The organism is uncultured Sulfitobacter sp., assembly GCF_947497275.1.
In the GTDB taxonomy this organism is placed as follows: Bacteria; Pseudomonadota; Alphaproteobacteria; order Rhodobacterales; family Rhodobacteraceae; genus Sulfitobacter.
Genome location: NZ_CANMFS010000005.1, coordinates 228,666 through 246,102, shown reverse-complemented (window position 1 = coordinate 246,102; position 17,437 = coordinate 228,666). Strand labels below are relative to the sequence as shown.

At 60.5% G+C, this 17,437-nt stretch carries 23 protein-coding genes and 1 pseudogene; 11 read left to right on the top strand and 13 right to left on the bottom strand.

Going from position 1 to position 17,437, the window contains the following annotated elements; all coding sequences use genetic code 11:
• Window positions 1-142: 142 nt before the first annotated feature.
• Together Q1A06_RS12795 and Q1A06_RS12790 are read left to right on the top strand one after the other, a co-directional pair.
• The gene (locus tag Q1A06_RS12795; RefSeq protein WP_299564082.1) at window positions 143-535 is read left to right on the top strand and encodes a DUF6538 domain-containing protein; all 393 of its coding nucleotides are present in this window, start codon (window positions 143-145) and stop codon (window positions 533-535) included.
• Window positions 501-914, top strand: a complete 414-nt coding sequence (locus Q1A06_RS12790; protein WP_299564075.1) for a hypothetical protein — start codon at window positions 501-503, stop codon at window positions 912-914. Before Q1A06_RS12795 ends, Q1A06_RS12790 begins: the two co-directional genes overlap by 35 nt.
• A gap of 63 nt (window positions 915-977) precedes the next feature.
• Here Q1A06_RS12790 and Q1A06_RS12785 read toward each other — a convergent pair whose 3' ends face one another.
• The 6 genes from Q1A06_RS12785 to Q1A06_RS12760 all read right to left on the bottom strand — a co-directional run bounded on the left by Q1A06_RS12785 (window position 978) and on the right by Q1A06_RS12760 (window position 3,872).
• The gene (locus tag Q1A06_RS12785; protein WP_299564072.1) at window positions 978-1,157 is read right to left on the bottom strand and encodes a hypothetical protein; all 180 of its coding nucleotides are present in this window, start codon (window positions 1,155-1,157) and stop codon (window positions 978-980) included.
• Window positions 1,158-1,275: 118 nt separating this feature from the next.
• Window positions 1,276-1,473, bottom strand: a complete 198-nt coding sequence (locus tag Q1A06_RS12780) for a DUF2190 family protein (RefSeq protein WP_299564069.1) — start codon at window positions 1,471-1,473, stop codon at window positions 1,276-1,278.
• Window positions 1,470-1,604, bottom strand: a complete 135-nt coding sequence (locus Q1A06_RS12775) for a capsid cement protein (protein WP_299564066.1) — start codon at window positions 1,602-1,604, stop codon at window positions 1,470-1,472. The genes Q1A06_RS12780 and Q1A06_RS12775 overlap by 4 nt, the downstream gene beginning before the upstream one ends.
• A 363-nt stretch (window positions 1,605-1,967) precedes the next feature.
• Window positions 1,968-2,369 (bottom strand): hypothetical protein, encoded by a 402-nt coding sequence (locus Q1A06_RS12770; RefSeq protein WP_299564063.1) that lies wholly within the window; start codon window positions 2,367-2,369, stop codon window positions 1,968-1,970.
• Between the two features lie 132 nt (window positions 2,370-2,501).
• Window positions 2,502-3,599 carry a redox-regulated ATPase YchF gene (gene ychF, locus Q1A06_RS12765; RefSeq protein ID WP_299564060.1) on the bottom strand — a complete coding sequence of 366 codons (1,098 nt, stop codon included), beginning with the start codon at window positions 3,597-3,599 and terminating at the stop codon, window positions 2,502-2,504.
• A 75-nt stretch (window positions 3,600-3,674) separates the two neighbouring features.
• The gene (locus tag Q1A06_RS12760) at window positions 3,675-3,872 is read right to left on the bottom strand and encodes a hypothetical protein (RefSeq protein ID WP_299564057.1); all 198 of its coding nucleotides are present in this window, start codon (window positions 3,870-3,872) and stop codon (window positions 3,675-3,677) included.
• Between the two features lie 158 nt (window positions 3,873-4,030).
• On the opposite strand from Q1A06_RS12760, the gene trpA reads away from it, so the two are divergent.
• From trpA to Q1A06_RS12715, 9 genes are all read left to right on the top strand, one after another.
• The gene (gene trpA, locus Q1A06_RS12755; RefSeq protein ID WP_299564054.1) at window positions 4,031-4,822 is read left to right on the top strand and encodes a tryptophan synthase subunit alpha; all 792 of its coding nucleotides are present in this window, start codon (window positions 4,031-4,033) and stop codon (window positions 4,820-4,822) included.
• A 126-nt stretch (window positions 4,823-4,948) separates the two neighbouring features.
• Window positions 4,949-6,118 carry an alpha-hydroxy acid oxidase gene (locus Q1A06_RS12750; RefSeq protein WP_299564051.1) on the top strand — a complete coding sequence of 390 codons (1,170 nt, stop codon included), beginning with the start codon at window positions 4,949-4,951 and terminating at the stop codon, window positions 6,116-6,118.
• A 22-nt stretch (window positions 6,119-6,140) separates the two neighbouring features.
• On the top strand, window positions 6,141-6,761 hold the full coding sequence (locus Q1A06_RS12745; protein ID WP_299564048.1) for a hypothetical protein: 621 nt from the start codon (window positions 6,141-6,143) through the stop codon (window positions 6,759-6,761).
• Window positions 6,762-7,059: 298 nt separating this feature from the next.
• On the top strand, window positions 7,060-7,725 hold the full coding sequence (locus tag Q1A06_RS12740) for a 50S ribosomal protein L25/general stress protein Ctc (RefSeq protein WP_299564045.1): 666 nt from the start codon (window positions 7,060-7,062) through the stop codon (window positions 7,723-7,725).
• Window positions 7,726-7,872: 147 nt separating this feature from the next.
• Window positions 7,873-8,562, top strand: coding sequence for an aminoacyl-tRNA hydrolase (gene pth / locus Q1A06_RS12735; RefSeq protein WP_299564042.1), 690 nt, complete (start codon window positions 7,873-7,875; stop codon window positions 8,560-8,562).
• On the top strand, window positions 8,559-9,599 hold the full coding sequence (locus Q1A06_RS12730; protein WP_299564039.1) for a DUF2332 family protein: 1,041 nt from the start codon (window positions 8,559-8,561) through the stop codon (window positions 9,597-9,599). The genes pth and Q1A06_RS12730 overlap by 4 nt, the downstream gene beginning before the upstream one ends.
• Before the next feature lie 82 nt (window positions 9,600-9,681).
• Window positions 9,682-10,845: a serine hydrolase gene (locus Q1A06_RS12725; RefSeq protein ID WP_299564036.1), complete on the top strand. Its 1,164-nt coding sequence runs from the start codon at window positions 9,682-9,684 to the stop codon at window positions 10,843-10,845.
• 11 nt (window positions 10,846-10,856) lie between these two features.
• On the top strand, window positions 10,857-11,237 hold the full coding sequence (locus Q1A06_RS12720; RefSeq protein ID WP_299564033.1) for a DUF2237 domain-containing protein: 381 nt from the start codon (window positions 10,857-10,859) through the stop codon (window positions 11,235-11,237).
• Window positions 11,234-11,812: a DUF4893 domain-containing protein gene (locus Q1A06_RS12715; RefSeq protein WP_299564030.1), complete on the top strand. Its 579-nt coding sequence runs from the start codon at window positions 11,234-11,236 to the stop codon at window positions 11,810-11,812. Before Q1A06_RS12720 ends, Q1A06_RS12715 begins: the two co-directional genes overlap by 4 nt.
• A gap of 10 nt (window positions 11,813-11,822) precedes the next feature.
• Here the strand turns inward: Q1A06_RS12715 and trpB are convergent, their stop codons facing one another.
• The 7 genes and pseudogenes from trpB to Q1A06_RS21035 all read right to left on the bottom strand — a co-directional run bounded on the left by trpB (window position 11,823) and on the right by Q1A06_RS21035 (window position 17,278).
• A complete protein-coding gene (gene trpB, locus Q1A06_RS12710) occupies window positions 11,823-13,055 on the bottom strand; it encodes a tryptophan synthase subunit beta (protein WP_299564027.1) in 1,233 nt (410 codons plus the stop codon).
• Between the two features lie 90 nt (window positions 13,056-13,145).
• Window positions 13,146-13,793 (bottom strand): phosphoribosylanthranilate isomerase, encoded by a 648-nt coding sequence (locus Q1A06_RS12705; RefSeq protein WP_299564024.1) that lies wholly within the window; start codon window positions 13,791-13,793, stop codon window positions 13,146-13,148.
• A 6-nt stretch (window positions 13,794-13,799) separates the two neighbouring features.
• Window positions 13,800-14,150 carry a LapA family protein gene (locus tag Q1A06_RS12700; protein ID WP_299564021.1) on the bottom strand — a complete coding sequence of 117 codons (351 nt, stop codon included), beginning with the start codon at window positions 14,148-14,150 and terminating at the stop codon, window positions 13,800-13,802.
• Entirely contained in the window at window positions 14,150-14,434 is a 285-nt protein-coding gene (ihfB, locus tag Q1A06_RS12695; protein WP_299564018.1) for an integration host factor subunit beta, read from the bottom strand. Before ihfB ends, Q1A06_RS12700 begins: the two co-directional genes overlap by 1 nt.
• Before the next feature lie 256 nt (window positions 14,435-14,690).
• A complete protein-coding gene (gene rpsA / locus Q1A06_RS12690; RefSeq protein WP_299564015.1) occupies window positions 14,691-16,367 on the bottom strand; it encodes a 30S ribosomal protein S1 in 1,677 nt (558 codons plus the stop codon).
• A 219-nt stretch (window positions 16,368-16,586) separates the two neighbouring features.
• A pseudogene (locus tag Q1A06_RS12685) lies at window positions 16,587-17,084 on the bottom strand (permease); the annotation flags it as partial.
• Window positions 17,075-17,278: a hypothetical protein gene (locus tag Q1A06_RS21035; protein WP_366523521.1), complete on the bottom strand. Its 204-nt coding sequence runs from the start codon at window positions 17,276-17,278 to the stop codon at window positions 17,075-17,077. The pseudogene Q1A06_RS12685 and the gene Q1A06_RS21035, both read right to left, overlap by 10 nt.
• Between the last annotated feature and the right edge of the window lie 159 nt (window positions 17,279-17,437).

Genomic DNA, 17,437 nt, shown 5'->3' with positions numbered 1-17,437 from the left:
CGGTTTGGAGTTTTATCAAATGAAAACGATCAGTTAATAATCCACGACTCATCTCCGCTCCGCTAATTTGCCCCGTTTTGCAACACATTTCGCCGCAAATTCTGCCGCACAAGCTCTTTTCCGCCGATCGACCGCGACCATAATGAAGCGCGGCAATAACTATTATTTGAAAAAGCGCGTGCCGCGTCGGTATCAGAACGTGGAAGAGCGCAGGAGCGTATGGGTCAGCCTGCATGCTGATTCCTTTAGCGTCGCCAAAGAGAAGGCACACGCAGCTTGGCAGCACATTCTCGAAGGCTGGGAAGCCCGGCTTGCCGGAGACACCAGCGACGCCGAAAAGAGATTTGAAGCCGCCAAGAATCTAGCCGCTGTGCGCGGATTCCGTTATCTGCCCGTAGAGCGCGTGGCCGAGCTGCCCCGCATGGATTTCGTGGAACGCATGGAAGCCGTAGTTGGTAAAGACGGCGAGCCCGGCTTGCGCGAAGCTGCGGCGCTTACTCTTGGCTGCTGGTGCGCTGGATGGGCTCAACAATGAGGCTCCCAGTGTCGTGTTGACGATGGTCAACACCGGAGCGGGGCCAAGCGAGCTGGCTGCCCTCACACGCGACCAGATACGGCTTCGGGCCGCCGTACCGGATATCTCGATCGAGCCGGTTGGTCGGCAAATAGAGAGCCAAAACGCCCGGCGAGTCATCCCTTTTACCGGAGTGAGCCTGAAAGCAGTGGTACAAAATCCCGACGGCTTCCCCCAATACCTCAACAGCTCCGCCACCCTCTCGGGTACGGTGAATAAGTATCTCGGGGCAAATGGGCTTTTGGAGACGCCAGAACACTCTCTTTACGGTTTGAGGCATAGCTTTGAAGACCGGATGTTGGCAGCGGAATTGATGAACGGATTAGGCGTGACCTGTTAGGCACGCCCTTGGCCGAGAGCGGTATGGCGACGGGGGTTCCCTCGCCAATGTACAGAAGTTGCTTCAGCGTTTTGCGCTTTGAATGATGGCCCGTGCTCGGGCCACCACATCGTTGGCGGCGATGGCTTCCAACTCGGCAATGTCTGCGTCTATGCGCTGAAAGATCGGCACATAGACCGGATTATCATACATCATGTGCGCAACCTTTTCACGCGCAGCTTTAAGGCGTTCGAGTGTCTCCATTAGTTTTTACCGTGACAGGCGCATTGCGTGGAGAGATGCCGCGCGGCACTAAATTACACGAGGTGGTCAGCCCCCGCGCTTGCGTGGCCGGGTGATCCCATTCATCCGGCCTCAAGGTTCAAAACGTGCCGTTAAGGCGGACGCGGACGGACTTGTACGGGTTGCCCACTGCCGAGACGACCACGCCGATCTTGGGGTTGGCGCTGGCCGTGCTGATGACAGCAGAGTCGGCAGCCTTCCAATCGATTGCGTCGCCTACGGCCAAGTCATCGGGCGAGACTTTGGGCATGTCGAAAAAGCCGGTCGTGACAATCACAAGGGATCGCCAATGGCCGCGTCACCGGACGCGATACCGAAGATGTCGCCGAGCCTCACACCGTCGCCAGCGTTGGCGGCAGCCTCGGCGGTGACGGTCAGGTTGTCACCTGGTTGCACGAAGTTGCGCATATTAGAGTCCTTTCGAGGTACGGAAGTTTAGGGTTGTTGACGTGCGACGCGCTGCCAGCTCGGCAGTATGCCGCTCCAAAGACGCCAGAGCGGCGGACCTTTAGGCGTCGGACTTGTATTCGACTTCTTCGCCGTTCAGGTCTCGCAAGCGTCGCATGCCAACCGCCCGCGCCTTCAAAAGCGCGTCACGGGGTTGCGTGGGCTGATCAAGCGTCAAATATACTCGGAAGTCGCCACACGTTGAGCGCCACGCGAGTCGAGCCAGCCCGCGCTAAAGTCGAGGAAGTCCAGGAAGGACAGTCCCAGCGTATCCCAGCTTTCGCGGCGCTGGACTTGGACACCCTCGGCCCCGCTCATGTAAGCTTAGCGAAGACAGGCCAGACGTGCCGGGTCAGCGAAGAGATACCAAGTGCCCGACGGTAAGCGCGGTTCCACCAGCAGTTCCAACTTGCCCGCAAAGGGGTTCACGTCGGCAGTGCTGCCGGGCTGGATCGCGGCAAGCATTTCCTCGGCTTCGGTTTCCAGATCGGCGGGCACCAGCAGGTAGCGCGGCGGGGCGTCGATGATCGTTTTGCCATCGGTGCCGGTGCGCAGGCGCATGGCTTCGCGGTTCTCGGTCAAGGTCGCCTTGGACGGCAACCCGGCAGTATCCCCGATGTTGCCCCGGCTTCGGGGCCGGCTTGGCGGACGGATGCGTGTTGGGTGCGCCTGCCGATCATGCGCGAAATACAATGACACGAAAAGCAACCGTTGGGGAAATATCATGCGAGAAAACGCATTCGGCAGTGCCCGTTCGAACCGGGGTCTCGTCAGGGGGGCAGCGCCTTCTGATCGAAAATCAGTGTACCCCTGACGGCCGCTGTGCCGCGCGGCACAGCGCACGGTGGTGTGGCTCGATCAGGTGTTGAAAAGGAAATGAAGTACGTCCCCGTCCTTCACCGTGTACCCTTTGCCCTCGGCGCGCATCTTGCCTGCCTCTTTGGCCGGTCCCTCCCCGCCAAGCGCCACGAACTCGTCGTATGCAATGGTCTCTGCACGAATGAACCCTTTTTCGAAATCACCATGGATCACGCCGGCGGCCTTGGGCGCCGAAGTGCCTGATTTGATGGTCCAGGCACGGGCTTCCTTGGGGCCAACGGTGAAATACGTCTCGAGATGCAAAAGCTCGTATCCCGCACGGATCAGCCGGTCGAGACCGGCCTCGTCAAGCCCCATCTCGGTCAGAAACATCTCGGCCTCTTCAGGATCGAGCTGGCTGATCTCTTCTTCGATCTGGGCGGAGATGATGACGTGTGCGTTGCCCTGCGCCGCCGCCATGTCAGCCACTTTCGCGGAAAATGCGTTGCCTTCGGCCGCATCGCTTTCACCGACGTTGCAGACATAAAGAACCGGTTTGGTGGTCAGCAGTTGCAGCATCCGCCATGCCTTTGCGTCGTCCGCGTCGACCTCGACCACGCGGGCCGGTTTGCCCGCTTCGAGCGCGTCGAGCGCGAGCCGCATCAGGCGCTCTTGCTGGACCGCCTCCTTGTCGCCGCCCCTGACACGGCGCACGATGTTCTGAAGCCGCTTCTCGATGCTCTCGATGTCCGCGAGCATCAATTCGGTGTCGATCGTCTCTGCATCGGCCACCGGGTCCACACGACCCTCTACATGGGTAACATCGCCGTCCTCGAAACAGCGCAGGACATGCGCGATGGCGTCCACTTCGCGGATGTTGGCAAGAAACTGGTTGCCCAGACCCTCACCCTTGGACGCACCTTTCACGAGGCCCGCGATGTCGACAAAGGTCATGCGGGTCGGAATGACGCTTTTGGATTTGGCGATGGCTGCTAACGTGTCGAGCCGCGCATCGGGTACGGCAACCTCGCCCACATTCGGCTCGATTGTGCAAAACGGGAAATTCGCCGCCTGCGCCGCAGCCGTGCGTGTGAGCGCATTGAAAAGGGTCGATTTGCCGACGTTCGGCAGACCCACGATACCCATTTTGAAACCCATGACAGCGTCCTTCTGTGCGTTTGCGCTGTCCTAGGCCGTCAGCGCCCTCCGCGCAAGCGGTCGCCAGGCGAAATGTCAATCGGTCCGCGCTGCCGCGCGTTCACGCGAGGTGAAGATCAAAAACCAGGCGAGCAGGATGAACATCGGATGCGTAAGCCCGCCTGATAGAAGCAGGGCGGGGATCCAGATGAAAAACACGACAATGCCGAGGATCGGACGACCGGTCAGCAGGATTGAGAGGGGCGGGAGCAATATGGCGAGGATATAATTCATGGAGGAGATATGGGGCGACGTGAGTGGTTTGAAAAGGGGGCGCCCGGCGAATTCGGACCGGTCGCGTCCCACATGCCCGCCCCGCGCGCTGCCAGTTCCGCATTGCATTAATCCGCCGCTTGGGACAAGAAACCCGTATCAGGACCGAGGATGACCACATGACACGCATCGACGCCACATTCGCCAGGCTGAAAGCCGACGGCAAAAAAGCTTTCGTTTCCTATGTCATGGCAGGCGATCCGGATTTCGAACGGTCTTTCGAAATCGTGCGTGGCCTGCCCGCCGCCGGGGTCGACATTATCGAACTGGGCCTGCCCTTTACCGATCCGATGGCTGACGGGCCGACGATCCAGCTTGCGGGTCAACGCGCGCTGGATGCCGGCATGACGCTGAAACGGACGCTCGAAATGGCGCGGCGATTTCGCGAGGAAGACGACAGCACGCCGATCGTGCTGATGGGGTACTACAATCCTATCTATTCGATGGGCGTCGACCGTTTCCTTGTCGCGGCCAAAGAATCTGGCATCGACGGTCTGATCATCGTCGATCTGCCGCCCGAGGAAGACGCTGAGCTGTGCCTGCCCGCTCAGGCGGCCGGGCTGAATTTCATCCGACTTGCCACGCCGACGACCGACGACAAGCGCCTGCCCCGCGTAGCGCAGAACACATCCGGCTTTATCTATTATGTCTCGATCACCGGCATCACCGGTTCTGCCGAAGCGGATGCAGGCGACGTGGCCCCCGAAGTCGTGCGCATCCAGAAGGCCAGCGGACTGCCCGTCATCGTCGGTTTCGGTGTGAACACCTCCCAGAAATCCCGCGCGATTGCCGAAGTCGCGGATGGTGTTGTCGTAGGCTCCGCCATTGTCAGCCAGATCGCGGCAGGCAAGAGTGCCGCAGAAGTTTTGGCCTTCGTCAAGACGCTGGCCGATGGCGCGCACGCGGCATGACACTTCATCAGCCGAACCTGCCTGCGCGAAGGTTGGCGCCTGCATCACCATAGCGATTCCCTTGACAGTTGATCTGAATGCTTCCAATCGGTAAGCAAAAGTGACCAACGAGAGGGAACGCCGCCCATGCCAGTCATTACCAACATCGACGACCTCAAGCGTATTCACGCACGCCGCGTGCCGAAGATGTTCTATGACTACGCCGAAAGCGGCAGCTGGACCGAGCAGACCTTCCGCGAGAACACCACGGATTTCGACCAGATCCGCCTGCGCCAACGGGTGGCGGTCGATATGTCCGGTCGCACGACCAAGGGGAAGATGATCGGACAGGACGTGGCGATGCCCGTAGCCCTCGCGCCTGTCGGGCTGACCGGGATGCAGCACGCCGATGGCGAGATCAAGGCGGCCCGGGCAGCGGAAGCGTTCGGCGTGCCGTTCACCCTGTCGACCATGTCGATCAACTCGATCGAGGACGTGGCGAGTGCCACGCACAAGCCCTTCTGGTTCCAGCTCTATACCATGCGCGATCAGGACTACGTTTCGCGCCTGATTGAACGGGCGCGCGCCGCGAAATGCTCGGCGCTGGTGATCACGCTGGATCTGCAGATTATTGGCCAGCGCCACAAGGATATCAAGAACGGCCTGTCCGCCCCGCCCAAGCTCACCATGAAATCCATGGCGAACCTCGCGACCAAATGGCGATGGGGGCTTGAGATGCTGCAAACCAAGAACCGCAGTTTCGGCAACATTGTGGGTCATGTGGACAATATCTCGGATGCGTCCGATCTGAGCGCCTGGACCGCGGAACAGTTCGACCCCACGCTCGACTGGGGCAAGATTGCCAAGATCAAGGAACAGTGGGGCGGAAAAGTAATTCTCAAAGGCATTCTCGACGCCGAGGATGCCCGAATGGCGCTGAAAGTCGGTGCCGATGCGATCATCGTGTCCAATCACGGCGGACGTCAGCTCGACGGCGCGCTCAGCTCGATCCGCATCCTACCCGCGATCCTCGATGCGGTCGGGGACCAGATCGAGGTCCACCTCGACAGCGGTATCCGGTCGGGTCAGGATGTACTCAAGGCGCTGGCCATGGGGGCAAAGGGCACCTACATCGGGCGCGCCTGGATCTACGGGCTTGGCGCGATGGGACAGGCTGGCGTGACACGCGCACTCGAAGTCATTCACAAGGAGCTGGACACCACGATGGCGTTGTGCGGCGAGACGAATGTTGCCGATCTGGGACGCCACAACTTGCTGATCCCGCAGGATTTCAGCGGCCGTTGGCAGTCAAGCTGACCAATACGGAGGCTCTGACGCCATGCTGGTCTTTCTGCGCCACAAGATCACATTCCTCGCAACACCGAAAACCGGGACTACCGCCGTGGAACTGGCCCTCAAGTCGCGCGCCGAGATCATATTCGCCAAGAACCGCAAGCACGTCACCGCCGCCCGCTATGCCAACCAGATCGCGCCGTTTCTAGAACAGACGTTCAACGTGCGGCCCGAGTCTGTCGCGGTGATGCGCGAGCCGGTGGACCAGATCCGCAGCTGGTACAAATACCGCAGCCAAAAGCGGCTGGACGGCAGCGAGCTAAGCACCCAAGGCATCAGTTTCGACCAGTTCGTGAGCGAAGTCTGCGCCGACAATCCGCCCGAGCGGGCACAGATCGGGCGCCAGTTCAGCTTTCTCACTGACGGTAAGGACCGTGTCATGGCCGATCACCTATTCGCCTACGAGGATCAGGACGGTTTCGTGGCGTTCTTGTCGAAGCGGCTGAAGCACCCGGTCGAGCTTGGCGAAAAAAACGTCTCTCCGCATGTCGACGCCCTGCTCAGCGGTCCCGTTCTGGACCGATTGCGCACGGTTCGCGCTGCGGATTTCGCTCTTTATGACGCGATCAGATCGGGGGGCGGTCATTTGCAAACGCCACGCACCTGACGCGTCCGCCCCGCCAGTGCCGAAATCAGAGTCAGCAGACTGTCCGTGCCACCCGCATTGAACATGGCGATTGCAGGCGAGCGGTTTGGCGTAGGCACATTGTCATAGACGCCCCGCAGAATTCCCTTGGAACCGCCAGCCCATCCGCTCTGTCCGACGCGTCACCCTGTGCAAGCTGTCTTAGCAGACGCGCGCACCGCATTAGCCCTTTTCACAGCGGCAAAACCGGTCTATAGGCACGGCTTCACGCGGGACTACAGCCTTGGAGGAGTCCCGCCCTATCGTATTGGAGATTATTATGGCCGGAGAGATTCCAGATCTCGAAGTCCTGGAACGGACGGGGACAGGCAAGGGCGCCGCTCGTCAGGCACGCCGCGATGGCATGGTTCCGGGAATTGTTTTTGGTGGCGACGCGGACCCGCTTCCCATCCAGCTCGATTTCAACAAGCTGCTGACAATGCTGCGCAAGGGCCGTTTCAAAGCGACCCTGTTCAATCTGAAGGTCGAAGGCCACGACGACGTGCGCGTCATCTGCCGCGACGTCCAGCGTCACGTCGTCAAGGACCTGCCGACGCACGTCGACTTCATGCGTCTGAAGCGGACCACCAAGATCAACCTGTTCATCGGTGTCGAAGTGACCGGTGAAGAGGAATGCCCCGGCCTGAAAAAAGGCGGCGTGCTGTCGTTGGTCCGCCCCGAGGTCGAGCTTCTCGTGACGGCTGCGGATATCCCCGAAAGCATCACAATCGATGTGTCCAACCTCGAAATCGGCGACAGCCTGACGATTTCCGATGTCACGCTGCCAGCAGGGTCCAAACCGACGATCGACCGTGACTTCGTGATTGCACAGGTTTCTGCGCCGTCCGGTCTGGCCAGCCAGTCCGACGACGATGATGACGTCGATGCGGACGAAGTTCCGACGACCGAAATGGGTCCACCCGACGGCGAACAGTCCGACGATTGATCCCATAGGGACGGCATGCAAATTTCTACGGGGCTGCGTCACGCGGCCCCGTTTTTCGTTCAGGCCGCGATGACCGTCAAAGCACTTTCGTCGCTGGACCCTGACGGCACTGCCCCCTATCTTGCTTTGTAAAAGCGGAGAACTTCCATGAAACTTATCGTCGGCCTTGGCAATCCGGGCGCGAAATACGCCCGCCACCGGCACAACATCGGCTTCATGGCGTTGGACCAAATCGCGTCAGACCATGATTTCGCGCCGTGGAAGAGCAAACATCAAGGCAGCATGAGCGAGGGGCGCTTCGGCCCGGACCGCGCGGTCTTGCTTAAACCCGAGACGTTCATGAACAAATCGGGCGATGCGGTGCAGGCGGCGATGCGGTTTTACAAACTCGGGCCAGAAGACGTGATCGTGCTGCACGACGAGATAGACCTTGCGCCCGGCAAGGTGAAATACAAGCAGGGTGGCGGGCATGCGGGGCACAATGGTCTGCGCTCGATCCACAGCCACATCGGGCCGGAATACGCCCGCGTGCGACTGGGCGTGGGCCATCCGGGGCACAAGGATCGCGTACCGGGCTATGTGCTGCACGATTTTGCCAAGGACGACGCGGCATGGCTCGACGATGTGCTGCGCGGTGTCAGCGACGGCGCGCCATGGCTCGCGCGCGGCGACGGTGCCAAATTCATGAACGCGGTCAGCCAGCGCATCGCGCCCTCGCGCCCGTCGACAGGCAAGAACCCCCCGAGACAATCACCAGACGCGACAGCGCAACCAGAACCCGCTGTGGAACCCGACACCCGCACGGCCCTGCAAAAGCTGATGGACCGCTTCACATGAACCTTCGGGACGCTTTTCACCAGCAGGCCACGAGTTGCACGGCCCTCGGTTCTCCCTTCATGGGACGTTTGCTGGATCTTCTTGCCGATCATTGGCCAGAAGACAGTGCTTTGGCGCAACAATTCGGAGCGTATCAGGGCGATCTGGGGCCTGCCGGTCACTCGTTGCCACTGCGTCTTGCGGGCGGTCTCCACGCGCTGGTGCTCAGACGTCGCGACGCGCGCCTTGCCGCCGTTTATCCGCCGAATACGGCAACCACGCCCGACCTGCGCGACGCCGTATTGGCAGCCCTCGATACCCACAGTGCCTTCCTGATCGACTGGACGAGCAGCCCGCCTCAAACCAATGAGGTGCGCCGCGCCGCCGCGCTGATCGCGGGCGCGCATGTCGCGGCGGCTCACTTCGATTTGCCCATGATCCTGAGCGAACTGGGGGCAAGCGGCGGGCTGAACCTGATGTGGGACCATTACGCGCTGGAAATCGCCGGCACCCGATTCGGACCGCAGATGCCGGTCTTGACCCTGACACCTGAGTGGGCAGGCCCGTTGCCGCCGCCCTATCAGCCGCGTATCGCCAAACGCGCGGGCGTCGATCTCAATCCGCTCGACCCGCAGCGCGGCGATCATCTGCTGCGGCTTACCGCTTATCTCTGGCCTGACCAGCCCGAACGGCTGTCTCTGACACGCGCTGCAGCGTCCGTCATGAACGCCCCGATCGACAAGGGCGACGCGATCGACTGGCTCTCCGAGCGTCTGGCCCGCGCGCCGCAGGGGCATCTGCATCTGGTGCAACATTCCGTCGCGTGGCAGTATTTTCCGGCCGCGACCCGTGCACGCGGGACCGCGATGATCGAAGCTGCGGGCGCGCGGGCCAAACGGGACCGCCCGCTGGGCTGGCTCAGCATGGAAAGCGACGGAGATACCGGTGGCCGGAAAGGTGCCGCTTTGACATTGCGTCTCTGGCCCGGCAACCTGACACTGCCGCTGGGGCGCGCGGATTTCCACGGTCGCTGGATCGACTGGCAGTACCAAGGCTGACCCACCCCGCCGCACAAAGATGCGCTGGCCCCTGCCGCCCGGACATGTTTGAGTTGACCAAAACCAAAGGGGAAAATCGGCGATGCGCACATTCGGAAAATGGTTGGGACGTGTCTTGCTGCTACTGGTGCTGGCCGCTGCCGTTGTCGGTTTGTGGAAGCGCGAAGAGATCATGCGCCTGATGGCGGTGAACTCCTTGTTCTCCGAAGATAAAATCGTTTCAAACTTCAGCCATATGGATGCGGCATTTCTGACCGTTCCCGTATCACGCGGCACCGGCCCGACAGCCGAGTTGCGCTATGGCCCCGACGCGGCACTTCCGCCGGACGTCGCGCCCTGGGTCGAAGAGCGCGATGTAACGGCTTTGGTCGTGCTCAAGGACGGGCAGATCGTGCACGAAAGCTATCACATGGGCACCGCACCGGATGACAAGCGGATCAGCTGGTCGGTCGCTAAAAGCTATCTCTCGGCGCTGATCGGCGTGCTGGTCGAAGAAGGTGCAATCGCCTCCATCGACGACCCCGTAACCCGCTACGCCCCCGCGCTGGAGGGTAGTGCGTATGACGCGGCGACGGTGCGCAATGTGCTGAATATGGCAAGCGGCGTGACCTTCAACGAAGATTATCTGGATTCGAAATCCGACATCAACCGCATGGGCAGGGTGCTGGCCCTCGGCGGCCGAATGGATGATTTCGCCGCCGGCCTCGACGATTCCTTCGCCGCCCCCGGGACCGACTGGCAATACGTCTCCATTGACACCCATGTGCTGTCCATGGTGGTGCGCGGCGCAACGGGACGCGGCATTGCCGATCTGCTGAGCGATAAGATCATCGCGCCGATGGGCCTCGAATATGCCCCCTACTACATCACGGACGGCGTCGGCACCGCTTTCGTTCTGGGCGGGCTCAACATGACGACGCGCGATTACGCACGTATGGGGCAGATGTTCCTGCAGAACGGTTTCTACAACGGTCGCCAGATCGTGCCGCAGGATTGGGTAGCGGCGTCGACGGTCCCTTCCGCGCCAACAGACGAGGGCGAGACGGGATATGGATTTCAGTGGTGGATCCCCGAAGACGCGGTTGCAGGGGAGTTTCTGGCGCGGGGGGTGTACGGGCAATACGTCTATGTCAACCGCGCGCGGGATGTGGTCATCGCCGCCAACGCCGCGGATCGGAAATTCCGCGATAACGGCGTTTTCGATCAGAACCTCGCGATGTTCCGCGCAATCGCAGACAGCTTGTAAGGAGACATCAGATGGAGCCGGACGACAGCATCAATGTCGAAGGCGGGGCGCTCGCGCTGTGCGGCAGCGACCCTGTCACCGGCTTTTTTCGCGACGGGCTTTGCAACACCTGCACCGCCGATCATGGCAATCATACGGTCTGCGCCGTCATGACAGCCGAGTTCCTTGCGTTCTCCAAATACGTTGGCAATGACCTGTCGACACCGCAGCCTGTATTCGGCTTTGCGGGTCTCAAGCCCGGCGACAGCTGGTGCCTGTGCGCAGGCCGTTTCATGCAAGCCGCAGAGGAAGGCTGCGCACCGCAGGTGCATCTTGCCGCGACGCACATCCGGGCGCTGGAGGTGGTGCCGCTGGAAGTGTTGCGAGCCCATGCGCACGGAGGTGATTCATGATCCGCGCGGTCCTCGTCGGCTTGGCGACGCTCACCGCGACAGTCGCATTTGCGGAAATCATCCGGCCACAGGAACAATCGCGTCTGGATCGGTTCGAACAGACCGCTGGCAAAGCGTTGCTGGACGCGCTGGCGCATGGCTCGGAGGTGGACATCGCCGCCGTGACCGAGGCGCTTTCCGGTGCACCGCTTGTCGCCTTTGACCCGGGCCTGCACGGGGATTGGACCTGCCGGACCATTAAGTTGGGCGGGCTGGCGCGGCTAGTGGTCTATACCGATTTCGCATGCCGTATGACGCTTGACCTGACCGGTGTCACATTCGAAAAGCTGACCGGTTCACAGCGCACATCGGGCCGGATCGAAATGCGGGACGGGCGTGCTGTCTATCTTGGTGTCGGATATGTCTCATCGGAAGCGCCGCAAGCCTACAGCGATCTTGAACCCGGTTTTCGCGGCACTGGCACGATGACGCCCGATGTCGCCGTGTTCGAACGCGTGTCGGAGACACGCGCCCGGTTGATGTTTCCCGCCCCCGTCAACGAAAGCGATTTCGACATTCTCGAACTGACCCGCTAGGGGCCGGACCTTAGGCGAACTTGCCCATTTCGAAACCGAGCGCGCGTGCGACTGTAAAGATGTCCTTGTCCCCGCGTCCGCACATGTTCATGCAGATGATGTGGTCCTTAGGCAGTTCGGGCGCGATTTTCATCACATGCGCCAACGCATGCGACGGCTCCAACGCGGGAATGATCCCTTCCAGCTCACAGCACTTCTGGAACGCCGCAAGTGCTTCGGTGTCGGTGATCGAGACGTATTGCGCCCGCCCGATATCGTGCAGCCACGCATGTTCCGGCCCGATGCCTGGATAATCGAGACCGGCGGAAATCGAGAAGCCTTCGAGAATCTGCCCGTCGTCGTCCTGCAAGAGATACGTGCGGTTGCCGTGCAGCACACCGGGACGTCCGCCTGTCAGGGAGGCGCAATGCTCCATCTTGGCGTTAACGCCCTTGCCGCCCGCCTCGACGCCGATGATGTTGACTTCCTTGTCGTCGAGAAACGGATAGAACAGGCCCATCGCGTTTGACCCGCCGCCGATTGCCGCGATTACCGTATCGGGCAGACGACCCTCGGCGCGGTCCATCTGGGTGCGGACTTCCTTGCCGATGATGCTTTGGAAATCCCGTACCATCGCCGGATAGGGGTGCGGCCCCGCGACTGTGCCGATACAGTAGAATGTATCCCGCACGTTCGTCACCCAGTCGCGCAGCGCGTCGTTCATGGCGTCCTTAAGCGTCCCGCGGCCCGATGTCACCGGCAAGACTTCAGCCCCCAGAAGGCGCATCCGGAAGACGTTGGGCGCCTGACGCTCCACATCATGCGCGCCCATGTAGACCACGCATTTCAGCCCGAATTTCGCGCAGACCGTGGCGGTGGCCACGCCGTGCTGCCCTGCGCCCGTCTCTGCGATGATGCGTTTCTTGCCCATCCGCCGTGCGAGAATGATCTGCCCCAGCACATTGTTGATTTTATGCGCGCCGGTATGGTTCAGTTCGTCCCGCTTCATATAGACCTTTGCACCGCCCAATTCGTCGGTCAGACGTTCTGCGAAGTACAACGGGCTCGGACGACCGACGTAATGCTCCCAGAGATCGTCCATCTCGGCCCAGAACGTATCGTCGGTTTTCGCTTTCTCGTATTCTTCCTGAAGTTCGAGGATCAGCGGCATCAGCGTCTCGGATACGAAACGCCCTCCAAAATCGCCGAAACGGCCATTCTCATCGGGGCCGGTCATGAAGCTGTTGAACAGATCGTTTGCCATTGTGCGTCGTCCTTCAGGGGAATCTTGCTGGTCACAGCAGTATCCTTCACCCGCCCGATGGTAAAGAAGGCATCCGTCCATTGCACCCGTTCAGGTGGCAAGAGCGGCCTGTACAAAACGCGCAATCAGCGTGGGATCCTTTTCGCCCGGCGCAGATTCCACGCCCGATGAAACATCGACCTGGCGCGCGCCGGTACGCGCGATCGCCTCCGCTACATTGTCGGGCGTCAAGCCCCCCGCCAACATCCACGGGGACCGCCACACGCGCCCCGAAAGGAGCCGCCAGTCAAAGGATAACCCGTTACCGCCCGGCAAATCGGCGCCTTCGGGAGGCTTCGCGTCGACCAGCAACTGGTCCGCGACACCGGCGTAAAGATCGAGCTGCGCCAGATCATCCGGTCCCGCCACGCCCAGCGCCTTCATCACCGGCAAGCCATACCGCGCCTTGACCTGCGCGACCCGTTCGGGAGTTTCTGCGCCGTGCAGTTGCAGCATATCCAACGGGACGGTCTGCGTCAGTTTGTCCAGCGTCGCATCGTCGGCGTCGACGGTAAGCGCGACCTTGCATATCCCTGCAGGGACATCCGCCGCGAGTGCCGCAGCCGCCGCAAGCGCCAGATGCCGCGGCGATTTCGGGAAGAACACAAATCCGACATAGCGCGCACCCGCAGACGCGGCCGCCGCGACGTCAGCGCCATCGCGCAGACCGCAAATTTTTACCAAAGTGTCGGTGGGCATCGCCGGTTAACCGGCTTCATCCAAAAGCGCGAGCACCTGATCCTTGCCCCTGTGCTTTTCCGCCTTCAGTCGCGCCACTTCGCGCTCGAGACGGCGCATTTCGCGGGCTTGCTTCGCTGCCTCCGCCCGTTCGCCGTATTCGCGGATCCATTCCCAGATAAATCCGACAAGAAGTCCTGCGAGAATGCTGCCCAGAATAACAAGGAACAAAGGCATCCGAACCGTCGGGTTAACCGCGAAAAGCCCCGAGATTTCAACGGGTACAACCTGAAGCGAAACCATATCGCGGTTTGCCAGAGCAACTGAAATCAATGCCACCGCAAAGATGGCGATACACACATACCGTACATAGCGCATTAACTTTTCCCGTTCAGCCGATCACGGAGCAGTTTCCCCGTTTTGAAGAACGGTACATGTTTCTCTTCGACATGAACAGTCTCGCCGGTGCGCGGATTGCGACCAATACGCGCATCCCTTTTCTTGACGGAGAAAGCGCCAAAGCCGCGCAGCTCGACCCGGTCGCCGCGTGACATGGCCGTGGTTATCTCGTCGAAGATGGTGTTCACGATCCGCTCAACATCGCGTTGATAAAGATGTGGATTGTCGTCTGCGATCTTTTGGATCAATTCGGACCGGATCATCACAAGCTCCCCGCTAATTTTGTCGTAGTATACTGAAAACCGGACGCTGCGAAAGCACAGACATGGCCAGTTTGTCGCATATTATATCGTTACCGCGACTTTCCCAGCCAAACTGCACGCATAGCGGTAGAAATCCCTGCTGTATCGCCGATGCCAACATTCACCCCGCCTTAAACTCCGCCGATTCGCAAAAAGCCCCACACATCGCTGTGCAGGGCTTTCTCATTCTTGCTTACGGAATAACCCGCGTGGGTGGTCAGTCGTCGCCGCTTTTCAGCGCCGCACCGAGGATATCGCCGAGCGATGCGCCGGAGTCGGACGAGCCATACTGCTCCACGGCCTCTTTCTCCTCCGCAATCTCGCGCGCCTTGATCGAAACGCCCAGGCGGTGAGCCTTGGTGTCGACGTTGGTGATGCGCACGTCGACCTTGTCGCCGACCGAGAAACGCTCGGGCCGCTGTTCGGCACGGTCACGCGACAGATCGGAGCGGCGGATAAAGGATTTCATGCCCTCGTATTCCACTTCGATCCCGCCATCCTCGATGGACGTAACGGTCACGGTCACGATCGAGCCGCGCTTTACGCCGCCAACCGCTTCGGCGAACTTATCGCCGCCGACACCCTTGATCGAAAGCGAGATACGCTCTTTGTCGACGTCGACTTCGGACACCACGGCGTGAACCATGTCGCCCTTGCGGTAGTCCTGGATGGCTTCTTCGCCACGCTGGTCCCATGACAGATCCGAGAGGTGAACCATACCGTCGATGTCGCCGGGCAGACCCACGAACAGACCGAATTCGGTGATGTTCTTGACTTCGCCTTCGACTTCAGTGCCCTCAGGGTGCGTTTCAGCGAACACCTCCCATGGGTTGCGCATGGTCTGCTTGAGACCAAGCGAAACGCGGCGCTTGGCACCGTCGATCTCCAGAACCATGACTTCGACTTCCTGGCTGGTCGATACGATCTTGCCGGGGTGTACGTTCTTCTTGGTCCAGGACATCTCGGAGACGTGCACCAGCCCCTCGACACCGGGCTCCAGTTCCACGAAGGCGCCGTAATCGGTGATGTTGGTCACGCGGCCAGTGTGGGTCGATTCCAGCGGGTATTTCGCGCCAACCAGATCCCACGGATCTTCCTGCAACTGCTTCATGCCGAGGGAGATACGATGTGTCTCCTTGTTGATCTTGATCACCTGCACCTTGATCGTCTCGCCGATGGCGAGGATCTCGGAGGGGTGGTTCACGCGACGCCATGCCATGTCGGTGACGTGCAGCAAACCGTCGACGCCGCCCAGATCAACGAACGCACCGTATTCGGTGATGTTCTTGACCACACCATCGACCGTCTGGCCTTCGGTGAGGTTGCCGATGACTTCGGCACGCTGTTCGGCACGCGATTCTTCGAGGATCGCACGGCGCGAAACCACGATGTTACCCCGGCGACGGTCCATTTTCAGAACCTGGAACGGCTGCTTGAGACCCATCAGCGGGCCTGCATCGCGCACCGGGCGTACATCGACCTGCGAGCCGGGCAAGAACGCCACGGCACCGCCGAGATCGACCGTAAAGCCGCCTTTGACACGGCCAAAGATCGCACCTTCGACGCGCTCTTCCGCAGCGTAGGCTTTTTCCAGACGATCCCATGCTTCTTCACGGCGCGCCATCTCGCGAGAGATCACAGCTTCGCCGCGCGCGTTCTCTACCTGCCGCAGGAACACTTCGACTTCGTCGCCGACTTCAACTTTGGGAGCTTCGCCTGGTTCGGCAAATTCTTTAAGCTCGACGCGGCCTTCCATCTTGTAGCCTACGTCGATAATGGCCTGGCCCGCTTCGATTGCGATCACCTTGCCTTTGACAACAGAACCCTCTTCGGGCGTGTCCATTTCGAAGCTTTCGTTCAGGAGTGCTTCAAACTCGTCCATCATATTCGCCATGTAGCGTATTATATCCTTTGAGTGATGTATCTGGCCGTGCGGTTGTCTCCGCCGGTCTTGCGTGTGAATTGGACCAGAGAGCGAAGCCGTGCGGAATAAACAAAGAGGGCCGGAAATTTCCGACCCTGCCCCGATTATCACGCCCGGAGCCTGTTTCCGCTCCTTAGACAATCGCGCTATAAGCGATTGCGGCACGCAGCACAAGACCGCAGCGCCGCTTTAGCGCGGAGCGGCAGGCGATTGCCGCCAAACCGAGGTCCAGAGCTGAAACAGCACGCCAGCCGCGAACGATACAGTCAACGCGAACCCGAGGTAGAGGGCAAAAACCCTCCATCGGACCAGCGCGAACACGGCGATCGCAGCGGGCAGCGGGTAGCGAACTGTCCCCTGCCCCCTCAGGCCGCCAATCAGCGGCAGGGCGGCATACCCGTTCAGATATGCAGGCACCCCCACGACTGTTACCAGCCCGATCGGCGCGACGCCCTCACCCCCCAACGCGCAGGCGACCCGATCGGCAGGAACATACGTCAGCTTCAGGCTTTCCAGAAGGAACGCCAGCGTCAGCCATTTGGCGAGAAAAAGCGTAGTCTTAAAATCCTCGCGGGCAAACTTTGCAACACGGGTGTCGTCGTGCCAGAAGGCCCAGACCACCGATTGCACCGTGCGGACCTTCGACACGCCACAACCGCCGTTGCCGATCCCGTCTCTCAGCGTATCGAACTTGCGAGCGAGACGATCCATACACGCTGCTCGCGCAGACCCACGTAACAATCGCAGGTCATAAACGAAACCGTACGGTTCATAGCATTGGAATCCACGCAATTGACGATCTGACGTCCGATGCAGTCCTGAACGACAAGGTCTGCTTCGACCAGCGTACGCAGATGATGCGCGAGCCTTGACGGCGCCATACTGAGATGGGCGCCGATTTCGCCGACATTTTAACTCCTCCTTACCCGCCCGCACCAGAAGGCGGAATATCGTCAGACGGGTGTCATGCCCCAATGCTGCCGGCGTGCGGGCGGAACGGGTGCGGGAGGTGTCATAATGCTGCGTCATTATAAACTAAA